The organism is Pseudonocardia petroleophila (assembly GCF_014235185.1).
Lineage (GTDB): Bacteria > Actinomycetota > Actinomycetes > Mycobacteriales > Pseudonocardiaceae > Pseudonocardia > Pseudonocardia petroleophila.
In genome coordinates, this window is the sequence record NZ_CP060131.1 from 2,297,111 (window position 1) to 2,319,287 (window position 22,177).

At 74.0% G+C, this 22,177-nt stretch carries 22 protein-coding genes; 19 read left to right on the forward strand and 3 right to left on the reverse strand.

Annotation, left to right across the window (positions count from 1 at the left end):
* Positions 1-97: 97 nt before the first annotated feature.
* The 3 genes from H6H00_RS11580 to H6H00_RS11590 all read left to right on the forward strand — a co-directional run bounded on the left by H6H00_RS11580 (position 98) and on the right by H6H00_RS11590 (position 3,821).
* Positions 98-1,510 (forward strand): sensor histidine kinase, encoded by a 1,413-nt coding sequence (locus tag H6H00_RS11580; RefSeq protein ID WP_185721281.1) that lies wholly within the window; start codon positions 98-100, stop codon positions 1,508-1,510.
* Positions 1,507-2,148, forward strand: a complete 642-nt coding sequence (locus H6H00_RS11585) for a response regulator transcription factor (RefSeq protein WP_185721282.1) — start codon at positions 1,507-1,509, stop codon at positions 2,146-2,148. Before H6H00_RS11580 ends, H6H00_RS11585 begins: the two co-directional genes overlap by 4 nt.
* Before the next feature lie 149 nt (positions 2,149-2,297).
* Positions 2,298-3,821, forward strand: a complete 1,524-nt coding sequence (locus tag H6H00_RS11590; protein WP_185721283.1) for an ABC-F family ATP-binding cassette domain-containing protein — start codon at positions 2,298-2,300, stop codon at positions 3,819-3,821.
* Here the strand turns inward: H6H00_RS11590 and H6H00_RS11595 are convergent.
* Positions 3,818-5,026, reverse strand: a complete 1,209-nt coding sequence (locus H6H00_RS11595) for an isochorismate synthase (protein ID WP_255425703.1) — start codon at positions 5,024-5,026, stop codon at positions 3,818-3,820. The genes H6H00_RS11590 and H6H00_RS11595 overlap by 4 nt on opposite strands.
* A gap of 129 nt (positions 5,027-5,155) precedes the next feature.
* On the opposite strand from H6H00_RS11595, the gene H6H00_RS11600 reads away from it, so the two are divergent.
* Positions 5,156-5,623: a DUF3592 domain-containing protein gene (locus H6H00_RS11600; RefSeq protein WP_185721285.1), complete on the forward strand. Its 468-nt coding sequence runs from the start codon at positions 5,156-5,158 to the stop codon at positions 5,621-5,623.
* Here H6H00_RS11600 and H6H00_RS11605 read toward each other — a convergent pair whose 3' ends face one another.
* On the reverse strand, positions 5,624-6,478 hold the full coding sequence (locus H6H00_RS11605; protein ID WP_221775859.1) for a DMT family transporter: 855 nt from the start codon (positions 6,476-6,478) through the stop codon (positions 5,624-5,626).
* Positions 6,479-6,560: 82 nt separating this feature from the next.
* Positions 6,561-7,376, reverse strand: a complete 816-nt coding sequence (locus H6H00_RS11610; RefSeq protein ID WP_185721286.1) for an inositol monophosphatase family protein — start codon at positions 7,374-7,376, stop codon at positions 6,561-6,563.
* A 143-nt stretch (positions 7,377-7,519) separates the two neighbouring features.
* Between H6H00_RS11610 and H6H00_RS11615 the strand changes: the two genes are divergently transcribed.
* From H6H00_RS11615 to nuoK, 15 genes are all read left to right on the forward strand, one after another.
* Positions 7,520-8,680 carry a glycosyltransferase family 4 protein gene (locus H6H00_RS11615; protein WP_221775860.1) on the forward strand — a complete coding sequence of 387 codons (1,161 nt, stop codon included), beginning with the start codon at positions 7,520-7,522 and terminating at the stop codon, positions 8,678-8,680.
* 97 nt (positions 8,681-8,777) lie between these two features.
* Entirely contained in the window at positions 8,778-9,362 is a 585-nt protein-coding gene (locus H6H00_RS11620) for a hypothetical protein (RefSeq protein WP_185721288.1), read from the forward strand.
* A 31-nt stretch (positions 9,363-9,393) separates the two neighbouring features.
* Positions 9,394-10,572 carry a glycosyltransferase family 87 protein gene (locus H6H00_RS11625; protein ID WP_185721289.1) on the forward strand — a complete coding sequence of 393 codons (1,179 nt, stop codon included), beginning with the start codon at positions 9,394-9,396 and terminating at the stop codon, positions 10,570-10,572.
* Positions 10,569-11,261 carry a demethylmenaquinone methyltransferase gene (locus H6H00_RS11630; RefSeq protein WP_185721290.1) on the forward strand — a complete coding sequence of 231 codons (693 nt, stop codon included), beginning with the start codon at positions 10,569-10,571 and terminating at the stop codon, positions 11,259-11,261. The genes H6H00_RS11625 and H6H00_RS11630 overlap by 4 nt, the downstream gene beginning before the upstream one ends.
* Positions 11,262-11,506: 245 nt before the next feature.
* Positions 11,507-11,872, forward strand: coding sequence for an NADH-quinone oxidoreductase subunit A (locus H6H00_RS11635; protein WP_141281646.1), 366 nt, complete (start codon positions 11,507-11,509; stop codon positions 11,870-11,872).
* A gap of 1 nt (position 11,873) precedes the next feature.
* Positions 11,874-12,464 carry a NuoB/complex I 20 kDa subunit family protein gene (locus H6H00_RS11640; protein ID WP_185721291.1) on the forward strand — a complete coding sequence of 197 codons (591 nt, stop codon included), beginning with the start codon at positions 11,874-11,876 and terminating at the stop codon, positions 12,462-12,464.
* Positions 12,461-13,330: an NADH-quinone oxidoreductase subunit C gene (locus tag H6H00_RS11645; protein WP_185721292.1), complete on the forward strand. Its 870-nt coding sequence runs from the start codon at positions 12,461-12,463 to the stop codon at positions 13,328-13,330. Before H6H00_RS11640 ends, H6H00_RS11645 begins: the two co-directional genes overlap by 4 nt.
* Entirely contained in the window at positions 13,327-14,637 is a 1,311-nt protein-coding gene (locus tag H6H00_RS11650) for an NADH-quinone oxidoreductase subunit D (RefSeq protein WP_185721293.1), read from the forward strand. Before H6H00_RS11645 ends, H6H00_RS11650 begins: the two co-directional genes overlap by 4 nt.
* Positions 14,634-15,428, forward strand: coding sequence for an NADH-quinone oxidoreductase subunit NuoE (nuoE, locus tag H6H00_RS11655; protein WP_185721294.1), 795 nt, complete (start codon positions 14,634-14,636; stop codon positions 15,426-15,428). Before H6H00_RS11650 ends, nuoE begins: the two co-directional genes overlap by 4 nt.
* Positions 15,425-16,717 carry an NADH-quinone oxidoreductase subunit NuoF gene (nuoF, locus tag H6H00_RS11660; protein ID WP_185721295.1) on the forward strand — a complete coding sequence of 431 codons (1,293 nt, stop codon included), beginning with the start codon at positions 15,425-15,427 and terminating at the stop codon, positions 16,715-16,717. The genes nuoE and nuoF overlap by 4 nt, the downstream gene beginning before the upstream one ends.
* Complete coding sequence (locus tag H6H00_RS11665; RefSeq protein WP_185721296.1) at positions 16,714-19,170, forward strand: NADH-quinone oxidoreductase subunit G; 2,457 nt, start codon at positions 16,714-16,716, stop codon at positions 19,168-19,170. Before nuoF ends, H6H00_RS11665 begins: the two co-directional genes overlap by 4 nt.
* The gene (gene nuoH / locus H6H00_RS11670) at positions 19,167-20,477 is read left to right on the forward strand and encodes an NADH-quinone oxidoreductase subunit NuoH (protein ID WP_185721297.1); all 1,311 of its coding nucleotides are present in this window, start codon (positions 19,167-19,169) and stop codon (positions 20,475-20,477) included. The genes H6H00_RS11665 and nuoH overlap by 4 nt, the downstream gene beginning before the upstream one ends.
* Positions 20,478-21,017 (forward strand): NADH-quinone oxidoreductase subunit NuoI, encoded by a 540-nt coding sequence (gene nuoI, locus H6H00_RS11675; RefSeq protein ID WP_185721298.1) that lies wholly within the window; start codon positions 20,478-20,480, stop codon positions 21,015-21,017.
* Positions 21,014-21,841 carry an NADH-quinone oxidoreductase subunit J gene (locus tag H6H00_RS11680; RefSeq protein WP_185721299.1) on the forward strand — a complete coding sequence of 276 codons (828 nt, stop codon included), beginning with the start codon at positions 21,014-21,016 and terminating at the stop codon, positions 21,839-21,841. The genes nuoI and H6H00_RS11680 overlap by 4 nt, the downstream gene beginning before the upstream one ends.
* Positions 21,838-22,137, forward strand: coding sequence for an NADH-quinone oxidoreductase subunit NuoK (gene nuoK, locus H6H00_RS11685; RefSeq protein ID WP_185721300.1), 300 nt, complete (start codon positions 21,838-21,840; stop codon positions 22,135-22,137). Before H6H00_RS11680 ends, nuoK begins: the two co-directional genes overlap by 4 nt.
* Positions 22,138-22,177 lie beyond the last annotated feature (40 nt).

Below are 22,177 nucleotides of genomic sequence, written 5' to 3' on the forward strand. Positions count from 1 at the left end.
ACGCCGCGGCCGGATCGCCGAAGATCCGGATGGAGCTCCCCAGCACCCGACCGGCCCTCGCGGCCGGCCGTCCCCGCACGTCCGAGGGGTTTCGTACGTGAGCAGCACTCCCGCCGGGCACGGTCGCCCGGTCGCACGCCTGCAGCAGCCCTGCACCGCCGCGGTGGAGGTCGTCCTGCAGGTGGTCCTGATCGGCCTGGCGGTGGCCGTCGTCGGCCACCTCCAGGGGCGTGAGATGCCGGAGCGGGCACTCGGCACGCTCACGTTCGCCGCGGGGGTCGCCGCCACCATCCTGATGGTGGTGGCCGCCTGGCTCAGCGCGAGTCGGCGGGCCCGCCGCGTCGCCGCCGCCGTCGGCGTCTACACGGCGGTCGCCCTGCTGCTGAACGCCGTCCGCGCCGACGGCGGGGTGTGGGCGCTCGTCGGCAGCGTCGCGGTGCTCGCCGTCGCCGGACTGCTCGCGCTCGCGTCCCGGCCGTCGTGGCGCATGGGCCGCGGTCGCGGCGTCGCGGTGGCGGTCACGGGCGGGACGGTGCCGATGGCGGTGGTGGCACTGCTCGCGCCCGACCACACGCCGCCGCCCGACCTGGTGCGATGGGTCGATCTCGTCGCGTGGGCCGTGGTCGGCGCCGCCGGGCTGCTGCTCGTCGGCAGGGGCGTGGTGATCGAGCACCCGCTGCTGCGGCGCACCGGTCTCGCCTTTGCCGCACTCGGGTCCGCGCACGCGGTGGGCACGCTCACCGGGCGGCCCCTGCTCGCCGGAGCGCTGGAGCTGGGCGCGGTCGCCATGCTGCTCGTGGCGGCGGGGACGCTGATGGTGGCCGCGATCGGGGCGATCGGGCGCCAGCAGGAGCTCTCCCGCAGCAGGCTCGCCGAGGTGGAGGCCGTCATGGCGTCGGTCGCCGAGCGCGACCACGAGCTGCGCAACGTCGTCGCCGGGCTGAGCGGAGCGGCCAGCGTCCTGCGCGACGACGAGGTGGGCCGATCCGACGACGGGCGGCGCCTGCTGCTCGCGGCGGCCGCCGAGCTCGCCCGCCTCCAGCAGATGCTCGACGGCCCGGTGCCGACGCACGGACCGGCGCACGTCGCCACCGTCCTCGAGGACCTGGCGGTGGTGCACCGGGCGACGGGTCTGGACGTGGACGTCGACGTCGTCGGGGCCCCCGAGGCGGCGGTCGACCCAGCCGTCCTCGCCCAGGTGATCACGAACCTGCTGGTCAACTGCCGACGGCACGCACCGGGAGCGTCGGTGGCGCTGCGCGCCCGCGTGCGCTCCGGTCAGGTGCGGATCGAGGTGGCCGACGACGGTCCCGGGCTGTGCGCACCCCCCGACGTCGTGCTCCGGCGCGGCGTGCGGGGCCCGACGTCGTCGGGTGACGGACTCGGGCTGGCGATCACCGCCGACCTCGTCGAGCGGCACCGCGGCACCTTCTCGCTCGTCTCCGGGGCCGGGTGCACCGCGGTGCTGGAGCTGCCGGCCGTCGGGTGCCGGGCCCCGGTCCCGGCGTGACGGGTGGACCGGTCGTCATCGTCGACGACCACGCACTCGTCGCGGGCGCCCTCGCCATGGCGCTGCGCTCGGGCGGCCTCGACGCCACCGCCGTGCTGCCCGCCGACTTCCTGCCCCGCGTCGACCTCCCCGCCCCCACCGGCGCGCTGGTGCTGCTCGACCTCGACCTCGGCGACGGCCTGGACGGCGTCGACCTCGTGCCGCGCCTGCGGCGGTCGGGCTGGCGGGTGGTGCTCGTGACCGGCTCGACCGACGACACCCGCATCGCCGTCGGCGTGGCCGCGGGCGCCCTCGGCCGGGTGCGCAAGTCCGCGGCCTTCGACGAGCTCGTCGCCGCCGCGACGCGGGCCGCGCAGGGGCGCCCGCTGATCTCCGCGGACGAGCGCGCCCGGCTCGAGGACCTCGCCTCAGCGGGGACGGAGGCCCGCCGCCTCGACCGCGACCGCTGGGACCGGCTGACGCCGCGCGAGCTCCAGATCGTCGACCGCATCGCGGCGGGCAGGCGCCCGGCCGCGATCGCCGAGGAGTTCGTCGTCTCGGTGGCGACCGTCCGGACCCAGATCCGGTCGATCCTGGCGAAGCTGGAGGTCTCCTCGCAGCTCGAGGTGGCCGCGCTCGCCCGGGCCCGCGAGGGATAAACCGGACGACGGGGACGCCCCACCCCCGTACCCTCCACCCCGTGATGCAGCAGCTGCTCTTCCACTGAGCGACGACGACCGACCTCCCCAGGCGCCGCACGCCGCGGCGCCCGTCCGTCGTCCCCTGCACACCTGGAGTGGGTACAGCCATGTCCCCGACCACCCCTGTCCGCACGGCCCACGTCGGGGCCGTCGACGTCCACCTCTCCCGCGGCGGGCGCCCCGTGCTCGCCGGGGTCGACCTCACCGCCTCCGCCGGTGACCGGCTCGCCGTCGTCGGCGAGAACGGCCGCGGCAAGACCACGTTGCTGCAGGTCCTGGCCGGGCGGCTGCCCGTCGACCGGGGCGAGGTGCGCCGCGCCGGGAGCCTCGGCGTCGCCGACCAGCAGCTCCCCGTCGACGGCACCGTAGGCGACCTGATCGACGTCGAGCTCGCGGCGGTCCGCACCGCGCTGCGCGTCCTCGACGAGGCGGCGCAGGCGCTCGCCGCGGGCCGGCCGGGGTCGGCCGACGCCTACGCCGCCGCGCTCGCCGCCGTCGACGCCCTCGACGCGTGGGACGCCGACCGACGCGTGGAGGTGTCGCTGGCCGCGCTCGGCGCCGTCGACGACCGGTCGCGCCCGCTCGCGACCCTGTCGGTCGGGCAGCGGCACCGCGTCCGGCTCGCGGGCCTGCTCGGCGCGGGCCACGACGTGCTGCTGCTCGACGAGCCCACCAACCACCTCGACGCCGCCGGCCTCGACCACCTCACCGACCGGCTGCTCCGGCATCCCGGCGCGGTGGTGCTCGTCAGCCACGACCGGGCCCTGCTCGCCGACGTCGCCACCACGGTGCTCGACCTCGACCCCACCTCCGACGGCCGACCGCGCACCTACGGCGGCGGCTACGCCGGGTACCTCGAGGGGCGGCGGGCGGAGCGGGAGCGCTGGGAGGCGCTGCACCTCGACCAGGTCGAGCAGCGCCGCCGGCTGTCCGACGACCTCTCCGCCGCGCAGAACCGCCTGCGCGACGGGTGGCGCCCGGACAAGGGCACCGGCAAGCACGCCCGGGCGACGCGCGCGCCCGCGCTGGTCCGGGCCGTGCACCGGCGCCGGGAGCAGCTCGCCGCGCACTCGGTGTCGGTGCCGCGGCCGCCGCTGCGGTTCACCCCGCCCGAGCTGCCGACCCGCCCCGGCCCGCTGCTGCGCGCCGACGCCGTCACGGTGGCGGGGCGGTTGCCCGACCCGTGCGACGTCGCACTGGCCTCAGGGGAGCGGCTCGTCGTCACCGGTCCGAACGGGGCCGGGAAGTCGACGCTGCTCGCGGTACTGGCCGGTTCCCTCGCCCCGGCGACCGGGGCCGTCACCCGGGGACCCGGGGTGCGCGTCGGCCGGCTCGCCCAGGAGTCGGCACCCGCCGGACGGCCGCCGGGCCCGACGTTCGGCCTGGTCGAGGACGCGGGGCGGCCGGTGGCCGAGCTGTCGGTCGGGGCCCGGCGCCGCCTGGACCTGGCCCGGGTCCTCGCCGGCCTGCCGCACGTCCTGCTGCTCGACGAGCCGACCAACCACCTCTCCGCCGCACTCGTCGACGAGCTCACCGAGGCGCTGGAGACCACCGCCGCCGCGGTCGTGCTGGCCACGCACGACCGGCGGCTGCTGCGCGACACGGCGCACTGGCCGCGCCTGGAGCTCTAGTCGCCCTCGAGCGCGTCGCGGACGGCCACGAGCTTGGCCGCCGCCTCGCGCACCTCGGTGTCGGGATCGGAGTCGGCGACGATCCCGCACCCGGCGAACAGGCGGGCGGTGGGGCCGTCGAGCTGGGCGCAGCGCAGGGCGATGCCGAGCTCGCCGTCGCCGCGGGAGTCGATCCAGCCGACGGGCCCGGCGTAGCGGCCGCGGTCCATCGCCTCCAGCTCGGTGATCAGCTCGACGGCGATCTTGCGCGGGGTGCCGCCGACCGCCGCGGTGGGGTGCACGGCCTCGGCGAGGCGCAGCAGCGACGCGGGGCCGACCGGGTCGAGGCGGCCGCGGACGTCGCTCGCGAGGTGCGAGACGTTGTGCAGCGTCAGCACGTCGGGGACCGCGGGGGCGTCGAGCGAGGCGCACAGCGGGGCCAGCGCGGAGGTCAGCGAGTCGACGGCGAGCGCGTGCTCGTGGCGGTCCTTCGCCGAGTTCATCAGCCGGTCGCCCAGCGACCCGGTGCCCGGGGACGTCGCCCACATCGTGCCGGCCAGCACGCGGGACTCCACGACGTCACCGGTGCGCCGGACCAGCAGCTCCGGGGTGGCCCCGACGAGCCCCTCCACCGCGAACGACCAGCACGTCGGGTAGCGGCGCGCGAGCCCGCCGAGCAGGTGCCGCGGGTCGAGCGGGGCGTCGTCGACGGCGATGAGGTCGTGGGCCAGCGCGGCCTTGTCGAGCTCGCCCGCCCGCATCCGGCGCACGGCCTCGGCCACGGCGGCGCGGTAGCGGGCGACGGGCAGCCGCCCGTCGGAGTAGCGCAGGGTGCCGCTGGGCCGGACCGGGTCGATCGTGTGCAGGAGCGACGGCCCGTCGCCGTGGGAGAACTCGGTGATCCAGGCCCGGCCGTCGCGGCGGCCCACGACCACCCGCGGCACGACGACGACCGAGCCGGGCGAGTCGTCGCTGAAGGTGAAGCTGGTGAACGCGACGGGCCCGGTGCCGGGCTCGCCGACGTCGTCGTGGACCCGCACGCCGTCGACGAACGCCTGCCACCACTCGTCGGCGTCGGCGAAGCGGTCGGGGCCCGACCCGGTCCAGCGGGCCACCTCGCCCCAGCCGACGAGACCGTCGTCGCCGCGCACCCAGGACTTGGGGGTGCGGGCGTCGGGGAGCAGCTCCAGCAGGCCGCCGACATCGTCGACGGGCCTGGTTCGCACGCGCACACCGGTCGGTAGCGGAGCGATCGTCACGTTTCGAGCGTAGGAGGCCCGCGGCCCCGACGCTCGTCCGCCCCGGGGAGTCGCTGGCCACAGTGACCGCGGCGACGCCGTCTAGACTCCCTCGCCGTGGCGGAACCGCGGGCACTCGACGAGATGGCGGCCACCGTCGCGCCCACCGCGCGGTTCGTGCGCAGGCGCCTCCCGGAGCTGGTCCTCGGCCTCGCGGTGCTGGTCACGGTGCTGGCCGGGCTCGCCCTGATCGGCTCGGCCGTCGACGACGCCGCCATCGCCCGGAACCGCGCCACCGCGCAGGCCGAGGTGCTGGAGGGGTCCACGTTCTTCCGCACGCTCGTGCGGTTCACCCTGCCGAACGGACAGGCGGTCGTCCCGGAGAACGGCGTCTTCCACCCCCGCGGGCTGTCGGCGGGCCGGCAGGTGGCCGTCGAGTACGACGCCACCGAGCCCGAACTGGTCCGGGTCGCCGGTCGAAGCACCGTCGACGGCGTCCTCCCGACGGTGCTGGGCGTCGCCGCGACGTGGGTGCTGCTCGGCCCGCTGGCGCTGTGGCTGCGCCGTCGCCGCGAGCGGGCCTGATCAGGAGGGGGCCTGCGGCGGCGCTGGTGCCGCCCGCGTCGCCAGCGCCACCCCGAGCACCGCGACGACCATCCCGGCGATCGCGAACCACCCGAGCGTCTCGCCGAACATCACCAGCGCGAGCAGCGCGGTGATGCCGGGGACGAGGTAGAAGTAGCTGGTCACCTGCGCCGCAGCCCCGCGCCGGAGCATGAGGAACAGCAGCGAGACCCCGCCGCCGGTGAGCACCAGCACCGACCACAGCAGCGCGCCGACGAGCTCCGGGGTCCAGTCGAGGCGGAACGACTCGAACGCGAACGCGAACGGCAGCGTCACCAGGATCGACGCGAAGAACTGCACGACCTGGCCGGTGCGCAGGTCGAACTCGGGGCAGAACCGCTTCTGGTAGAGCGTGCCTGCGGTGATGGCGAGCAGGGCCGTGGTGGCGAGCCCGAGCGTCGTCGCGGTGATCCCGACGGTGGTCAGCTTGCTCGACACCACCAGCACGACGCCGAGGAAGCCCAGCACCAGGCCGACGACCTGCACGCGGCCCAGCCGGACGCCGGTGAGCCCGGCGACGACCGCGGTGAGCACCGGCTGCAGGTTGACGACGAGCGCCGCCACCCCGGCCGGCATGCCCGCGGCCACCGCGCCCCAGACGCCGCCGAGGTACCCGGCCTGGATCCCGATCCCCGCGACGGCGAGGTGCCCGATCGCCCGGCCGCGCGGCCACCGCGCCCCGGCGACGAGGGCGAGCACGAGCATCAGCACGACGACGCCGGCGTAGCGCACGAGCAGGAAGCTCAGCGGCTCGGCGTGCGGTGCCGCGTACTTGGCGACGACGAACCCGGTGGCCCAGATGAGCACGAACAGCACCGGCGTGACGCGGACGAGGAGGGCCGCGGCGTCGCGGGTCCCGGAGGTGGTGGCGATGGTCCGGACCCTAACCCGCGGGCGGTCAGGTGTGGTGCCACCAGCCCAGCACCGCGTCCACCGCCCCGGGCACCGCGACGATCAGGTCCTCGGCCGGGAGGGGGTCGGGGTTGCCCTGCGCGTCGACGACGACCGCACCGGCCTCCGCGGCCAGGCACAGCGCGCCGGCGACGTCCCACTCGCGGTAGCGGTCCAGCACGGCGGCGACGGCGTGCCCCAGCGCCACCTGCGTGATCGCCAGCGCGGCCGACCCGAGCACGCGGACGCCGGTGTGCGCGGCGGTGGCGCGCGCGGTGAACCCCGGCGCGCGCTCCAGCGACAGCTCCGCGCACACCAGACCCCCGACCACCGGGCGCGGAGCGATCCGCACCGGCACCCCGTTCGCGCGGACCCCCCGGCCGCGGGCGGCGGCGTAGATCTGGGCGCGGCTGGGGTCGGCGATCACCCCGACGACCGGGCCGTGCGCGTCGACCAGGGCCAGGCTGTAGGCGCACCACGGGAACCCGGCGACGTAGTTGGCGGTGCCGTCCACCGGGTCGACGACCCAGCGCAGCGGTGCCGAGTGCACCCCGTCGTCGGCGCCGTACTCCTCGCCCAGCACCGGGACCTGCGGGAACTCCGCGGCCAGCACGCGGCGGGTGTGCCGCTCCAGCGTGCGGTCGGTGTCGGTGACCCAGTCGAACGGGTGGGCCTTCACGGTGTCGATGAGCCGGTCGCGCCCGGCCGTCGCGGTGATCACCTCGGCGGCGTCGTTCGCCAGGCGCCCCGCCACCTCCAGCGCGCGGGAGAGCAGCCCCGGGTCCGCGGGCGGCAGGCGGCGCGTCTCGTGCTGGAGGCTCATGTCGGCCGAGGGTCACCGCGCCCGGTGTCGGGGGTGGAACGGCCGGATGACGTGTCGCCCATCACCGGGCCAACTGTCCGACCGCCACGCGGAGTTGTCCGTGAGTTGGGTGTGTGGTCATGGGCGTGCGGGAGGTTCACCCCGTGCGAGTCGCGATCGTGTCCGAGTGCTTCCTGCCCGTCGTCAACGGCGTCACCAACTCGGTGCTGCGGGTGGTGGAGCACCTCACCGCGGCCGGCCACGACGTCCTGGTGATCGCCCCCGGCACCGGCGGGCCCGCCGAGTACCGCGGCGCACCGGTCGTCCGCGTCCCGTCGCTGGACCTGCCGGTCGTCAACTCGATGCCGGTGGGCGTCCCGAGCCGGCGGATCCTCACGGCGCTGCGCGCGTTCCGCCCCGACGTCGTGCACCTCGCGGCCCCGTTCGTCGTCGGCTACCGGGGCCTCAACGCCGCGCGCCGCCTCGGGATCCCGACCGTCGCGGTGTACCAGACCGACGTCGCCGGCTTCGCCTCCTCCTACGGCCTCGGGCTGACGGCGCGCGCCGCGTGGCGCTGGACCTGCCGGCTGCACGGCCAGGCCGACCGCACGCTGGCCCCGTCGAGCTGGGCGACCGAGGCGCTGCGGGCGCGCGGGGTGCCGCGGGTGCACCAGTGGGCGCGCGGCGTCGACACCCGCCGGTTCACCCCCTCCAAGCGCGACGCCGCGATCCGTGCCGAGCTCGCCCCGGGCGGGGAGCTGCTGGTCGGCTACGTCGGACGGCTCGCCCCGGAGAAGCAGGTGGAGCGGCTGGTCGCGCTGGACGGGCTTCCGGGCACGCGGCTCGTCGTGGTCGGGGAGGGGCCGAGCCAGGAGCGGCTGCGCGCGGCCCTGCCCGGCGCGGCGTTCCTCGGCTTCCGCGGCGGCGACGAGCTGGCCCGCATCTACGCCTCGCTCGACGTCTTCGTGCACACCGGCCCCTCGGAGACGTTCTGCCAGGCCGTGCAGGAGGCGCTCGCGTCGGGGCTGCCGGTGGTGGCTCCGGACGCGGGTGGCCCGCGCGACCTCGTGCTGCCCGGCCGCACCGGCTACCTCGTGCCACCGCGGCCCGACCACGCCGACGTCGACGATCCCGCGTCCGTGGCCGCCGACGCCCGGCTGCGCGCCGCCGTCCAGGCCCTCACCGACGACGCCCTGCGCCGCCGGTTCGGAGCGTCGGCCCGCAAGTCGGTGCTGCGCCGGACCTGGTCGACGGTGGGCGACGAGCTGCTGGCCCACTACCACGACGTCATCGGCCTGTCCGCGGCTCCGCGCGCCGCCGCGTAGCGACGGTGACCCCGCCCCCAGGGGGCCGGGTCCGTACGACCACCGACTGCGTAGGCACACGGATGCCGGGGCCCGCGCGGGCCGGGAGCCTGGGCGCATGAGCGAGCCGATCGGACACCGGATCCCCGTGACCCCCACCGGGGAGCACGCCGCGATCGACGTGGCCGGGCAGCGGGCGGCGCTCGCCGCCCTGTCCGGCCCGGAGCGGGGACGGCGGGCCGAGACCGTGCGGGCCGTCCTGGACGACCCGGCCCGGTTCGCCCCGCCCGTCCTGTACGCGCTGGCCACCGCCCTGTTCGCCGACGGGCGCCACGAGGAGGGTGCGTTCTGGTTCTACGCCGCCCAGGTGCGCACGCGGTTCGACGTCACCCGCTGCGCCGACGTCACGGCCCGCGGGGCGGCGGCGATCCTCACCGAGCACCACGGCCCGCCGATCAACCGCTGGGCGTTCACCGATCCCGAGCGGGTGCGCGGGCTCGTCGAGCGCGCGGTGGAGTGGGACCGGGCCGCGCCCCACGCGTACGACCACCGCTGGGTGAACCTGCACGGCACGGGCGCCTTCCTCGCCGACGGCTCCGCGCTCAGCCGCCCGCGGGAGGAGTGGGAGGCGCTGGCCGAGCAGACCCGCGCCGAGTACCTGCGCGGGCTCGCCGAGGTGCTGGCGCAGTGGCCGGGGCGCTAGCGTTCCGGCTCCGACGTCGGGGAGGTCCGCGATGGTGCGACGCGCACCGGCGTGGCTGCTCGCCGCACTGGCGGTGGCCGTCCAGGTCCGCCTCTTCGCCGAGCACGGCAGCTTCAACCTCGCCCGGATCCCCAGCGCGGACCTGCGCTACCACTCCGACTTCGCCACGTTCTGGCGCTCCGCCGACGCCCTGCTGCGCGGCGCCGACATCTACCGCACCGGCGCGGACCTGCCCAACCTCAACCCGCCGCTGCTCACGGTGGTCATGGCGCCGTTCGGGCTGCTGGAGGTCCTGCCGTCCTACCGGCTGTTCGCGCTGCTCACCGTGGCGCTGGTGCTCGGGTGCCTGCTCGTCGTGGCCCGGGAGGTGCGGCTGCCGGCCGTCGACGCCGGGCTCGCGGTCGGCGCGGTGCTGCTCGGGGCCCCGCTGCTGGCGACGGTCGGGCTCGGGCAGGTCTACGCGTTCCTCGCCGTCGCGCTGACCGGGGCGTGGCTGGCCGCGCGGCGCGGGCGCGACGTCGCCGCGGGCGTCGGCATCGGGATCGCGGTGGCGCTCAAGCCCTCCCTGGCGCCGCTGCTGCTGCTGCCCGTGCTGCGCCGCGAGACCCGCACGGCGCTCGCCGCGGCGGGCGCGGCGGCGGCGGGCACGCTGCTGGGCGTGCTCGTGTGCGGGCCCGCCGCGAGCGTGACCTGGGTGCGGCTCGTCCTGGGGCACCCGGTGCAGACCTTCTTCGACAACGCCTCCCTGCCCGCCACGCTCGTGCGGCTCACCAGCGACTCCGGCTGGGGGCGGCCGGTCGTCGAGGTGCCCGGCGGGCAGGTGGCCGGCACGGTGCTCGGGATCGCGGTCGTCGTCGCGACGCTGTTGCTCCTGCGCCGCTCGGGACCCGACGCCCTGTGGGCCGTGACCGCGGCGTCGCTCGTGGCGTCGCCGGTCACCTGGAACACCTACCTCGTGGTGCTCGCCCCGGGCGTGCTGGTGGTGCTGGCCCGGTCCCGGGCGGCCGCCGCACCGCTGCTCGCCGCCGCGCTGATCGGCCAGGAGTGGCCCGGGCTCTGGTACGGCGACGACGGCACGGCGTCGGCGCTGCCGCTGTCGCTGTACTGCGCGGTGCTGCTCGCGCACTGGGCGGTGCTGCTGCGACACGCCCGACGGGGACCTGCGCGGCGGGGCGCGCCGGCGGAGCCCCGGGTAGCGTCTGAGCCGTGAGCCGCGCCGACCTCGACAAGAACCCCCGTGACGTCGCCGCCATGTTCGACGGCGTCGCCCGGCGCTACGACGTGACCAACACCGTGCTCACCGCGGGGCAGGACCGGCGCTGGCGCCGGCTCACCCGCCGGGCGCTGGACCTGCGGCCGGGGGAGAAGGTGCTCGACCTCGCCGCGGGCACCGCGGTCTCCACCGTCGAGCTGGAGCGCTCCGGCGCGTGGTGCGTCGCCGCCGACTTCTCCCTCGGCATGCTCCGCGCCGGGTCCGACCGCGCCGTGCCGAAGGTCGCCGCCGACGCGCTGCACCTCCCGTTCGCCGACGCCTCCTTCGACGCCGTGACGATCTCGTTCGGCCTGCGCAACGTCTCCGACACCGACCGGGCGCTGCGCGAGCTGGCCCGGGTCACCCGTCCCGGCGGTCGGCTCGTCGTCTGCGAGTTCGGCACCCCGACCTTCGCCCCGTTCCGCGCCGCGTACTACCTCGGCCTGGAGACGGTGCTGCCCGCGATCGCCTCGCGGGTCTCCAGCAACGCCGAGGCCTACCGGTACCTGGGCGAGTCGATCCGCGACTGGTCGCCGCAGCCCGAGCTGGCCGCGCGCATCGCGGAGGCGGGCTGGGGAGAGGTGGCCTGGCGCGACCTCACGCTCGGCGCCGTCGCCCTGCACCGGGCCCGCCGCACCTACGGCTGAACCAACCGGACGAGCGCGTTCCCGGACGGGTGTCTAGACTCCTCCCGACTTCGTGAATATCTTCACAAGGAGTCGCAAGGCCGCATGCGGACCACCACTCGCAGCGGGCGTCGAGATCGACGACCACGACGGTGACCAGGCCCGCACGGGGTAGGAGTAAGGCTCCCCTGGCTTCGGCCGGGAGGGTCACCGCGACCTAGGGTCGCGCCCGGAATGTGATCCGTCGACGGCGAGGACTGCGCAGGATGCTCGATCCGTATCTCCCGCTGGTGCTGATGTTCGCCCTGGCCGGTGCGTTCGCGCTGTTCTCGGTGGTGTCGGCGCCCTACATCGGCCCACGGCGCTACAACCGCGCCAAGCTGGACGCCTACGAGTGCGGCATCGAGCCGTCGCCGCAGCCCGTGGTGGGCGGCGGCCGGATGCCGGTCGCCTACTACCTCACGGCGATGCTGTTCATCCTGTTCGACATCGAGCTGGTCTTCCTCTACCCGTACGCGGTCGTGTCCGATTCGCTGGGCCTGTTCGGCCTGGTCGCGATCGTCCTGTACATCGCAACCATCGCGTTCGCCTACGTCTACGAATGGCGTCGTGGCGGACTGGAGTGGAACTGACATGGGTCTCGAAGAGAACCTGCCCAGCGGCGTCCTGCTGACCAGTGTCGAGAAGCTGGTCAACTGGACCCGCAAGTCCTCGCTGTGGCCCGCCACCTTCGGGCTGGCGTGCTGCGCGATCGAGATGATGACGACCGGGGCGCCGCGCTACGACCTCGCGCGCTTCGGCATGGAGGTCTTCCGCGCGTCGCCGCGCCAGGCCGACCTGATGATCGTCGCCGGCCGGGTCAGCAACAAGATGGCCCCGGTCCTGCGCCAGATCTACGACCAGATGCCCGAGCCGCGCTGGGTGCTCGCGATGGGCGTGTGCGCCAGCTCCGGCGGCATGTTCAACAACTACGCGATCGTGCAGGGCGTCGACCACGTCGTGCCCGTCGACATGTACCTCCCCGGCTGCCCGCCGCGCCCGGAGATGCTGATGGACGCGATCCTCAAGATCCACGCCAAGATCATGGACGAGCCGCTGGGCGCCAAGCGCGCCGCCGAGCTGGCCGAGAGCGGGTACAAGACCCCGATGATCCCGTCGTCGGTCAAGTACGCGACCACGAAGAAGGCACCGAAGACGGCCGACACGATCGAGGCGGCGAAGTGACGGCCGACGACACCACGGGCACCTCCAAGGACGGCGCCGAGCCCACCGGCGGCCAGCAGTCCTCGGCCGAGGAGAGCGGCGTCGACCGCGACGCCCAGCGCGCCGCGGGCGGCACCACCCCGACGGCGGGCGAGCCCGAGCAGGCCGCCGTCGACGCCGAGGGTGCCGAGGTCGGCCTCACCGGTGCCTCCGCCGAGGGCGGCACCCGCCTGGCGCCCGCGCGCGCCCGCGAGGGCATGTTCGGCGTCTCCGGCACCGGCGACACCTCCGGCTTCGGCGGCCTGCGCCTGCCCGGCTACGCCCCGGCCCCGGCCGAGCGCCCCTACGGCGGCTGGTTCGACGAGTTCGCCGACGACCTCGCCGAGGCGCTCGTCGAGCGCGGGGTGCCCGCCGGCGCGATCCAGCAGACCACCGTCGACCGCGGCGAGATCACCCTCTACGTCCAGCGCGAGCGCATCCTCGACCTCTGCCGCACCCTGCGCGACGACGAGGGCCTGCGCTACGAGCTGTGCAGCTCGATCTCCGGGGTCGACTACGGCGAGGGCGTCAGCCAGCGGCTGCACGTCGTCTACCACCTGACGTCGATGACCTACCGGCGCCGCATCCGCCTGGAGGTCGCGCTCGACGTCGACGACGCGCGGCTGCCCAGCGTCGTCGAGGTCTACCCCACGGCCGACTGGCACGAGCGCGAGACCTGGGACATGTTCGGCGTGATCTTCGACGGTCACCCCGCGCTGACCCGGATCCTCATGCCCGACGACTGGGACGGCCACCCCCAGCGCAAGGACTATCCCCTCGGCGGCATCCCCGTCGAGTACAAGGGTGCGGAGATCCCGCCTCCCGACGAGAGGCGGTCGTACTCGTGACCACCCCCACTCCCGCCGAAGAGCGGATCACGACCGAGGGTCCCGTCTACACCGTCACCGGTGGCGACTGGGACACACTCCTCGACGAGGACCACGACGACCGCATCGTCATCAACATGGGTCCGCAGCACCCGTCGACGCACGGGGTGCTGCGCCTGGTGCTCGAGCTCGAGGGCGAGACCGTCACGCAGGCCCGCTCGGTGATCGGGTACCTGCACACGGGCATCGAGAAGAACTGCGAGTACCGCACCTGGACCCAGGGCGTCACGTTCGTGACGCGCATGGACTACCTCGCGCCGATCTTCAACGAGGTCGGCTACTGCCTCGCCGTCGAGAAGCTGCTCGAGGTCGAGGTGCCGCGCCGCGCCACCGTCGCGCGCGTGCTGCTCATGGAGCTCAACCGGATCGGCTCGCACCTGGTGTGCCTGGCCACCGGCGGTATGGAGCTGGGCGCGCTCACCGGCATGACGGCCGGGTTCCGCGAGCGCGAGGAGGTGCTCCACCTGCTGGAGTTCCTCACCGGGCTGCGGATGAACCACGCCTACGTCCGCCCCGGCGGACTCGCGCAGGACTTCCCGGACGGCTGGGAGGAGAAGGTCACCGAGTTCGTGGCCCTCATGCGCTCGCGCCTGCCCGACTACGACAAGCTCCTCACCGGCCAGCCGATCTGGCGCCAGCGCCTGGAGAACGTCGGCTACCTGCCGCTCGACGGCTGCCTCGCCCTCGGCGCCACCGGCCCGATCCTGCGCTCCGCGGGTCTGCCGTGGGACCTGCGCAAGGTCGAGCCGTACTGCGGCTACGAGGAGTACGACTTCGAGGTCCCGACGGCCACCGAGGCCGACTGCTACGCCCGCTACCGGCTGCGCGTCGCCGAGATGCACGAGTCGCTCAAGATCATCGAGCAGGCCGTGCAGAAGATGGAGCCGGGCCCGGTCATGGTCGCCGACCGCAAGGTCGCCTGGCCCGCGCAGCTCTCCGTCGGCTCCGACGGCATGGGCAACACGCTCGAGCACGTCCGCAAGATCATGGGCCAGTCGATGGAGTCGCTGATCCACCACTTCAAGCTCGTCACCGAGGGCTTCCACGTCCCGGCCGGGCAGGTCTACACCTCCGTCGAGTCCCCGCGCGGCGAGCTGGGCTTCCACCTGGTCTCCGACGGTGGCACCCGCCCGGTCCGCGTGCACGTGCGCGAACCCAGCTTCGTGAACCTGCAGACGATGCCGGCGATGAGCGAGGGCGGCATGGTCGCCGACGTCATCGCGGCCGTCGCGTCGATCGACCCCGTCATGGGAGGCGTGGACCGATGACCACCCCCAACCCGGAGACGAACGGGCCCGTGGCCGCTCCCGAGGAGCGGCTGTGGGACGGCCCGGCGCCGCAGTCGCCGGTCAGCCCGGTGTTCGACGAGCTCACGCGGCAGCGCACCAAGGAGATCGTGGCGCAGTACCCGCAGTCGCGGTCGGCGTTGCTGCCGCTGCTGCACCTCGTGCAGTCCGTCGAGGGGCACGTCAGCCAGGACGGCATCCGCTACTGCGCCGACGCGCTGGAGCTGACCACCGCCGAGGTGTCCGCGGTCGCCACGTTCTACACGATGTACAAGCGCACGCCGTGCGGCGAGCACCTGGTCAGCGTCTGCACCAACACGCTGTGCGCGGTCCTCGGCGGCGACGACATCTACACCCGGCTGAAGACGAAGCTGGGTGTGGGCCACGAGGAGACGGCGGGGGAGCCCGGCAGCACCGGCTCGATCACCCTCGAGCACGCCGAGTGCCTCGCGGCCTGCGACCTCGCGCCCGTGGTGCAGGTCAACTACGAGTTCTTCGACAACCAGACGGTCGACACCGCCGACGCGCTGGTCGACGCGCTGCAGCGCGGCGAGAAGCCGCACCCCACCCGCGGCGCGGCGCTCACCGACTTCCGCACCGTGTCGCTGGAGCTGGCCGGGGTGTTCACCGACCTGGAGCACACCGTCGAGGGTGCGTCGAGCGCCGTCGAGACCATGCGCGGGGCCCGCCTGGCCACCGACCGGGGCTGGAGCGCCCCGTCGATGCCGGACTCCCCGCCCGCCTTCCCGAGCCTGCCGGAGAAGAAGTCATGACCGACATCCTCACGCCGGTGCTCACGCGCCGCTGGCAGTCGCCGCGCTCGTGGTCGCTGGAGACCTACGAGCAGCTGGAGGGCTACCAGGCCCTGCGCACCGCGCTGACCGCCCACCCCGACCAGCTGATCCAGCTCGTCAAGGACTCCGGCCTGCGTGGCCGCGGCGGTGCGGGCTTCCCGACGGGCATGAAGTGGGGCTTCATCCCGCAGGGCCCCGACGGCCCCGGGGCCAAGCCCAAGTACCTGGTGATCAACGCCGACGAGGGCGAGCCGGGCACCTGCAAGGACATCCCGACGATGATGGCCGACCCGCACTCGCTCATCGAGGGCTGCATCATCACGAGCTTCGCGATCCGCGCGAACTTCTGCGCGATCTACATCCGCGGTGAGGCCCTGCACCCGATCCGCCGCGTCCGCAACGCCGTGAACGAGGCGTACGCCCGGGGCTACCTCGGCAAGGACATCCTCGGTTCGGGCTTCGACCTCGACATCGTGGTGCACGCCGGCGCCGGGGCCTACATCTGCGGCGAGGAGACGGCACTGCTCGACTCGCTCGAGGGTCGTCGCGGTCAACCCCGCCTCAAGCCCCCGTTCCCGGCCACGTCCGGTCTGTACGCCTCGCCCACCGTGGTGAACAACGTCGAGACCATCGCGTCGGTTCCCGCGATCGTGCAGGGCGGCTCGGAGTGGTTCCGGTCGATGGGCACCGAGAAGAGCCCCGGCCCGAAGATCTACTCCGTCTCCGGCCACGTCGAGCGCCCCGGCCAGTACGAGGCCCCGCTCGGCATCACGCTGCGCCAGCTCCTGGAGCTCGCGGGCGGGATGAAGGGCGGCGTGCCGCTGAAGTTCTGGACCCCCGGCGGCTCGTCCACCCCGCTGTTCACCGCCGAGCACCTGGACGTCCCCCTGGACTTCGAGGGCGCGGCGGCCGCCGGCTCCATGCTCGGCACCACCGCGGTGCAGGTCTTCAACGAGACCGTGTCCGTGCCGTGGGCCGTCATGAAGTGGACCGAGTTCTACAAGCACGAGTCGTGCGGCAAGTGCACCCCGTGCCGCGAGGGCACCTACTGGCTCGTGCAGATCCTGGAGCGGATGGTGGAGGGCCACGGCACCGCCACCGACGTCGAGACGATGCTCGACATCTGCGACAACATCCTCGGCCGGTCCTTCTGCGCGCTCGGCGACGGCGCCACCAGCCCGATCACCAGCGCCATCAAGTACTTCCGCCAGGAGTTCCTGGACCTGTGCGCGGCGCAGAACGTCGAACCCGTTGGAGCAATGGCATGACCTTGACCCAGGACTCGGGCACCGACGCCACGCCCGTCCCCGAGGGGCACGTCCGGCTCACGATCGACGGCCGCGTGATCGACGCCCCGCAGGGCGAGCTGCTGATCCGCACCTGCGAGCGGCTCGGGATCATCGTCCCGCGCTTCTGCGACCACCCCCTGCTCGACCCGGCCGGCGCCTGCCGCCAGTGCCTGGTCGAGGTGGAGATGGGCGGGCGCCCGATGCCCAAGCCGCAGGCCAGCTGCACGATGACCGTCGCCGACGGGATGGTCGTCAAGACCCAGCACACCTCCGCGGTGGCCGAGAAGGCCCAGGCCGGGGTGATGGAGCTGCTGCTCATCAACCACCCGCTCGACTGCCCGATCTGCGACAAGGGCGGCGAGTGCCCCCTGCAGAACCAGGCGATGACGTCGGGGCGCACCGACTCGCGCTTCGAGGAGACCAAGCGGACGTTCCCCAAGCCGCTCCCGATCTCCTCGCAGGTGCTGCTCGACCGCGAGCGCTGCGTCCTGTGCCAGCGCTGCACCCGGTTCTCCGAGGAGATCGCCGGCGACCCGTTCATCGAGCTGCTGGAGCGGGGCGCGCAGCAGCAGGTCGGCGTCGCCGACGACAAGCCGTTCCAGAGCTACTACTCGGGCAACACGATCCAGATCTGCCCGGTCGGCGCGCTCACCAGCGCGGCCTACCGCTTCCGGTCCCGCCCGTTCGACCTGAAGTCGACCCCCGGCGTCACCGAGCACGACTCGAGCGGGGCCGCGATCCGCGTCGACACCCGCCGCGGCACGGTGCTGCGCCGCCTCGCCGGCAACGACCCCGAGGTCAACGAGGAGTGGATCGACGACCGCACCCGGTTCGCGTTCCGCTACCTGTCGTCGGCGGGCCGGATCACGCGGCCGATGGTCCGCGGCGCCGACGGCGTGCTGGCCGAGACGTCCTGGACCGACGCGCTCGCCGTCGCCGCGCAGGGTCTCGCCGCCGCCCGCGAGGGGGGCATCGGGGTGCTGGCCGGTGGCCGGCTCACCGTCGAGGACGCCTACGCCTACGGCAAGTTCGCCCGCGTCGCCGCCGGCACCAACGACGTCGACTTCCGCGCCCGGCCGCACTCGGCCGAGGAGCTGGACTTCCTGGCCAGCCACGTCGTCGGGCAGGGCCCGGAGACGCTGAGCTACACGCGGCTCGAGGCCGCCCCCGCCGTGCTGTGCGTCGCGCTGGAGCCGGAGGAGGAGGCGCCCGTCGTCTTCCTCCGCCTGCGCAAGGCCGCCCGCAAGCACGGGCAGCGGGTCTTCCACCTCGGCCAGTGGACCACCCCCGCGGTGGAGCGCACCTCGCCCGAGACCGGCGCGGCCTCGCCCGCCGCGAAGGACAACCTCGTCCCGGCCGTGCCGGGGGCCGAGGCCGCGGTGCTGGCCGAGCTCCCCGCGCACGTCGTCGAGGCGCTCACCGGCGGCGGGGTCATCCTCGTCGGCGAGCGCGCCGCCGAGGTGCCCGGCCTGTACTCCGCGGTCGCGGCGCTCGGCGCCCGCACCGGCGCGGCGGTCGGCTGGGTGCCGCGCCGCGCGGGGGACCGCGGGGCGCTCGAGGCCGGCGCGGTGCCGAACCTGCTGCCCGGCGGGCGCCCGGTGGCCGACGCCGCCGCGCGCGCCGAGGTCGAGACGGCATGGGGCCTCGCCGCGGGGAGCCTGCCGGCCACCCCGGGCCGCGGCACCGCCGAGATCCTCACCGCCGCGGCCGACGGCGAGCTCGCCGCGCTGGTCGTCGGCGGGCTCGACCCCTACGACCTGGCCGACCCGGCCGCGGCGATCACCGCGCTGCGCGAGGTCGGGTTCCTGGTGAGCCTGGAGATGCACACCTCCGCGGTCACCGAGCTGGCCGACGTCGTGCTCCCGGTGGCCCCCGACGCGCACCGCGGCGGCAGCTACGTCAACTGGGAGGGCCGCCGTCGCGGGTTCGAGCCCGCCCTGGACGCCAGCGGCGTGCTCCCGGACTGCCGGGTGCTCGACACCCTGGCCGTCGAGATGGACGTCGACCTGTTCACGCAGACCCCGGCGGCCGCCGGGGGCGAGCTCGACCGCCTCGGTCGCCGCTCGGGTGCCGCCCCCGCGGCCCCGACCGCGGCGCCCGGTGAGCCGAAGCGGCCCACGTCGCCCGGCCAGGCGGTGCTCGCCACCTGGCGCCAGCTGATCGACCGCGCCAGCCTGTCCGTCGACGAGCCGGCGCTGGCCGGCACGGCGCGCCCGGCGCTGGTGCGGGTCAACGCGGCCACCGCCGAGCGCCTCGGGCTCACCGAGGGCGCCCCGGCGACCGTCCGCACCGCGCGCGGCATGATCACGCTGCCGGTGGCGCTGACCGATCTCCCCGACGGCGTCGTGTGGCTGCCGGGCAACTCCGGTGACTCCCGCGTCCGCGCGCTGCTCGGCGCCGGGCACGGCGACCTGGTGGAGGTGACCGCATGATCTCCTACCTCGCGCAGGAGCCCGAGCCGGTGGAGGGGTTGACCCGGACCCAGCAGCTGCTGGCCGACGACCCGATCTGGCTGGTCTTGCTGAAGGTCGTGGTGCTGTTCGCGATCGGCGTGGTCCTGACGCTCGTCATGATCAACGCCGAGCGCAAGGTGGTGGGGCGGATGCAGCAGCGTCCCGGCCCCAACCGCACCGGACCGGGCGGATGGCTCCAGTCCTTGGCCGACGGGCTCAAGCTCGCGTTCAAGGAGGACATCATGCCGGTGATGGCCGACAAGAAGATCTACTTCATCGCGCCGGTCATCTCCACGATCCCCGCCTTCGTCGCGTTCTCGGTGATCCCGTTCGGCGGCGAGGTCACGATCTTCGGCGAGCAGACGGTGCTGCAGCTGGTCGACCTGCCGGTCGGCGTGCTGCTCGTGCTGGCCTGCGCCTCGATCGGCGTCTACGGGATCGTGCTCGGCGGCTGGGCGTCCGGCTCGCCGTACCCGCTGCTGGCCGCGCTCCGCTCGGCCGCCCAGGTCATCTCCTACGAGATCGCGCTCGGGCTCTCGATCGTCGCCGTCATCCTCTACGCGGGCTCGCTGTCCACCGCTGACATCGTCGCCTCGCAGGCGTCCGGCTGGTACTTCTGGCTGCTCATCCCCAGCTTCGTGGTCTTCGTGATCTCGATGGTCGGCGAGACCAACCGCGCCCCGTTCGACCTCCCCGAGGCCGAGTCGGAGCTGGTCGGCGGCTTCCACACCGAGTACTCGTCGCTGAAGTTCGCGCTGTTCTTCCTGGCCGAGTACGTCAACATGGTCACGGTCTCGGCGATGGCCACCACGCTGTTCCTCGGTGGTGGGCAGATCCCGTTCGTCCCGGCGTTCATCGCCGACAACGGGTGGCTGCAGTTCGTCGCCTTCCTGATCAAGATGTCGATCTTCCTGTTCCTCTTCATCTGGCTGCGCGGCACGCTGCCCCGCCTGCGCTACGACCAGTTCATGAAGCTGGGCTGGAAGGTCCTGGTCCCGATCAGCCTGATGTGGATCGTCGTGATCTTCGCGATCCGGGTGTTCCGCAGCAGCGAGAACAGCCTGGCCTCGCTGCTGGTCACGATCGGCATCATCCTGGCCGTCGTCCTGATCATCGCGTTCCTGGTGCCCGAGCGGTCGCAGCCCGAGCAGGTGGTGGAGCTCGCCTCCGACTACCCGGTGCCGCCGCTCGACCTCGCCGTGCCGACGCCGTCGCGCCACAAGCTGCGCCCCCGCGCGGCCCGCGAGCCGGCGCTCGCCGCATCCGACCCGAAGGAGGCCGAGTAGATGTTCGAGTTCTTCAAGGGCTTCGGTGTCACCTTCTCGACGATGTTCAAGAAGGTCGTCACCGAGGAGTACCCCGAGAACTTCCCGCCCGCGGCCCCCCGGTACCACGGGCGGCACCAGCTCAACCGGCACCCGGACGGGCTGGAGAAGTGCGTGGGCTGCGAGCTCTGCGCCTGGGCCTGCCCGGCCGACGCGATCTACGTCGAGGGCGGCGACAACACCGAGGAGGAGCGCTACTCCCCGGGGGAGCGCTACGGCGCGATCTACCAGATCAACTACCTGCGCTGCATCGGCTGCGGCCTATGCATCGAGGCCTGCCCCACGCGGTCGCTCACGATGACCAACTTCTACGAGATGGCCGACGACGACCGGCAGAACCTGATCTACACCAAGGAGCAGCTCATGGCGCCGCTGCTGCCCGGCATGGAGCAGCCCCCGCACCCGATGCGGCTCGGCGAGAACGAGCAGGACTACTACGTCCAGGGGCCGTCGCTCGCCAAGGTCGACGTCACGGCGGTCGCCGCGGAGTCGGGCCGGTGAGCGTCCTCGCGCAGGAGGCCGCCGGTGCCGTGAGCACCGGCGAGGCCATCGTCTTCTGGATCCTCGGGCCGATCGCGCTGGCCTGCGCGATCGGCATGATCTTCGTGCGCAGCGCGGTCCACTCGGCGCTGCTGCTGGTGTCCACGATGTTCTGCCTGGCGGTGTTCTACATCGTCCAGTCGGCGCCGTTCCTCGGCTTCGTGCAGATCATCGTCTACACCGGCGCCGTGATGATGCTGTTCCTGTTCGTGCTGATGCTGGTCGGGCGCGACAGCTCCGACTCGGTGGTCGAGGTGCTCCGCGGGCAGCGGGTCGCCGGTCTGCTGCTCGGCGTCGGCCTCGCGGTGCTGCTGGTCGCGGGCCTGTCCCGCGCGCTGGTCTCGGTCGAGCCCGCCGGGCTCGCCGCGGGCGGCGCCGGCAGCGGCAACAACGTCGTCGGGCTCGGAGAGCTGATCTTCGGCGACTACGTCTACGCCTTCGAGCTCACCGCCGCGCTGCTGATGACCGCCGCGCTCGGCGCGCTGGTCTTCGCGCTCGCGCAGTCCACCGCCCACGACAAGCGCGGCCAGCGGGCCACGGTGATCGCCCGCCTGCGCGGCGAGCACGCCCGGATCTCCCCGCTGCCCGGCCCCGGCGTCTTCGCCACGGCCAACTCGGTGGCGGTCCCGGCGCTCCTGCCCGACGGCTCGATCGCCCCCGAGTCCCTCTCGGAGATCATCGACGCCACCCCGGTCCGCGACATCGAGCAGTACGACCCCGACGCCCACGCGTTGACCGGCCGGTCCGCGGCCGCCGACGAGTCCGGGAAGCAGGACGACCAGTGACCCCCACGTACTACCTCCTGCTCTCGGCGCTGCTGTTCTCCGTCGGCGCCGTCGGTGTGCTCGTGCGGCGCAACGCGATCGTCGTGTTCATGTGCATCGAGCTGATGCTCAACGCGGTGAACCTGACCCTGGTCACCTTCTCGCGGATCAACGGCGACCTGAACGGGCAGGTCATCGCGCTGTTCGTGATGGTCGTCGCCGCCTGTGAGGTCGTGGTCGGTCTCGCGATCATCATGTCGATCTTCCGGTCCCGCCGGAGCGCCTCGATCGACGACGCCAACCTGCTCAAGTACTGAGTCCCCGACGTGCCCACCACTGGAGTGCTCCCCGTGCCCA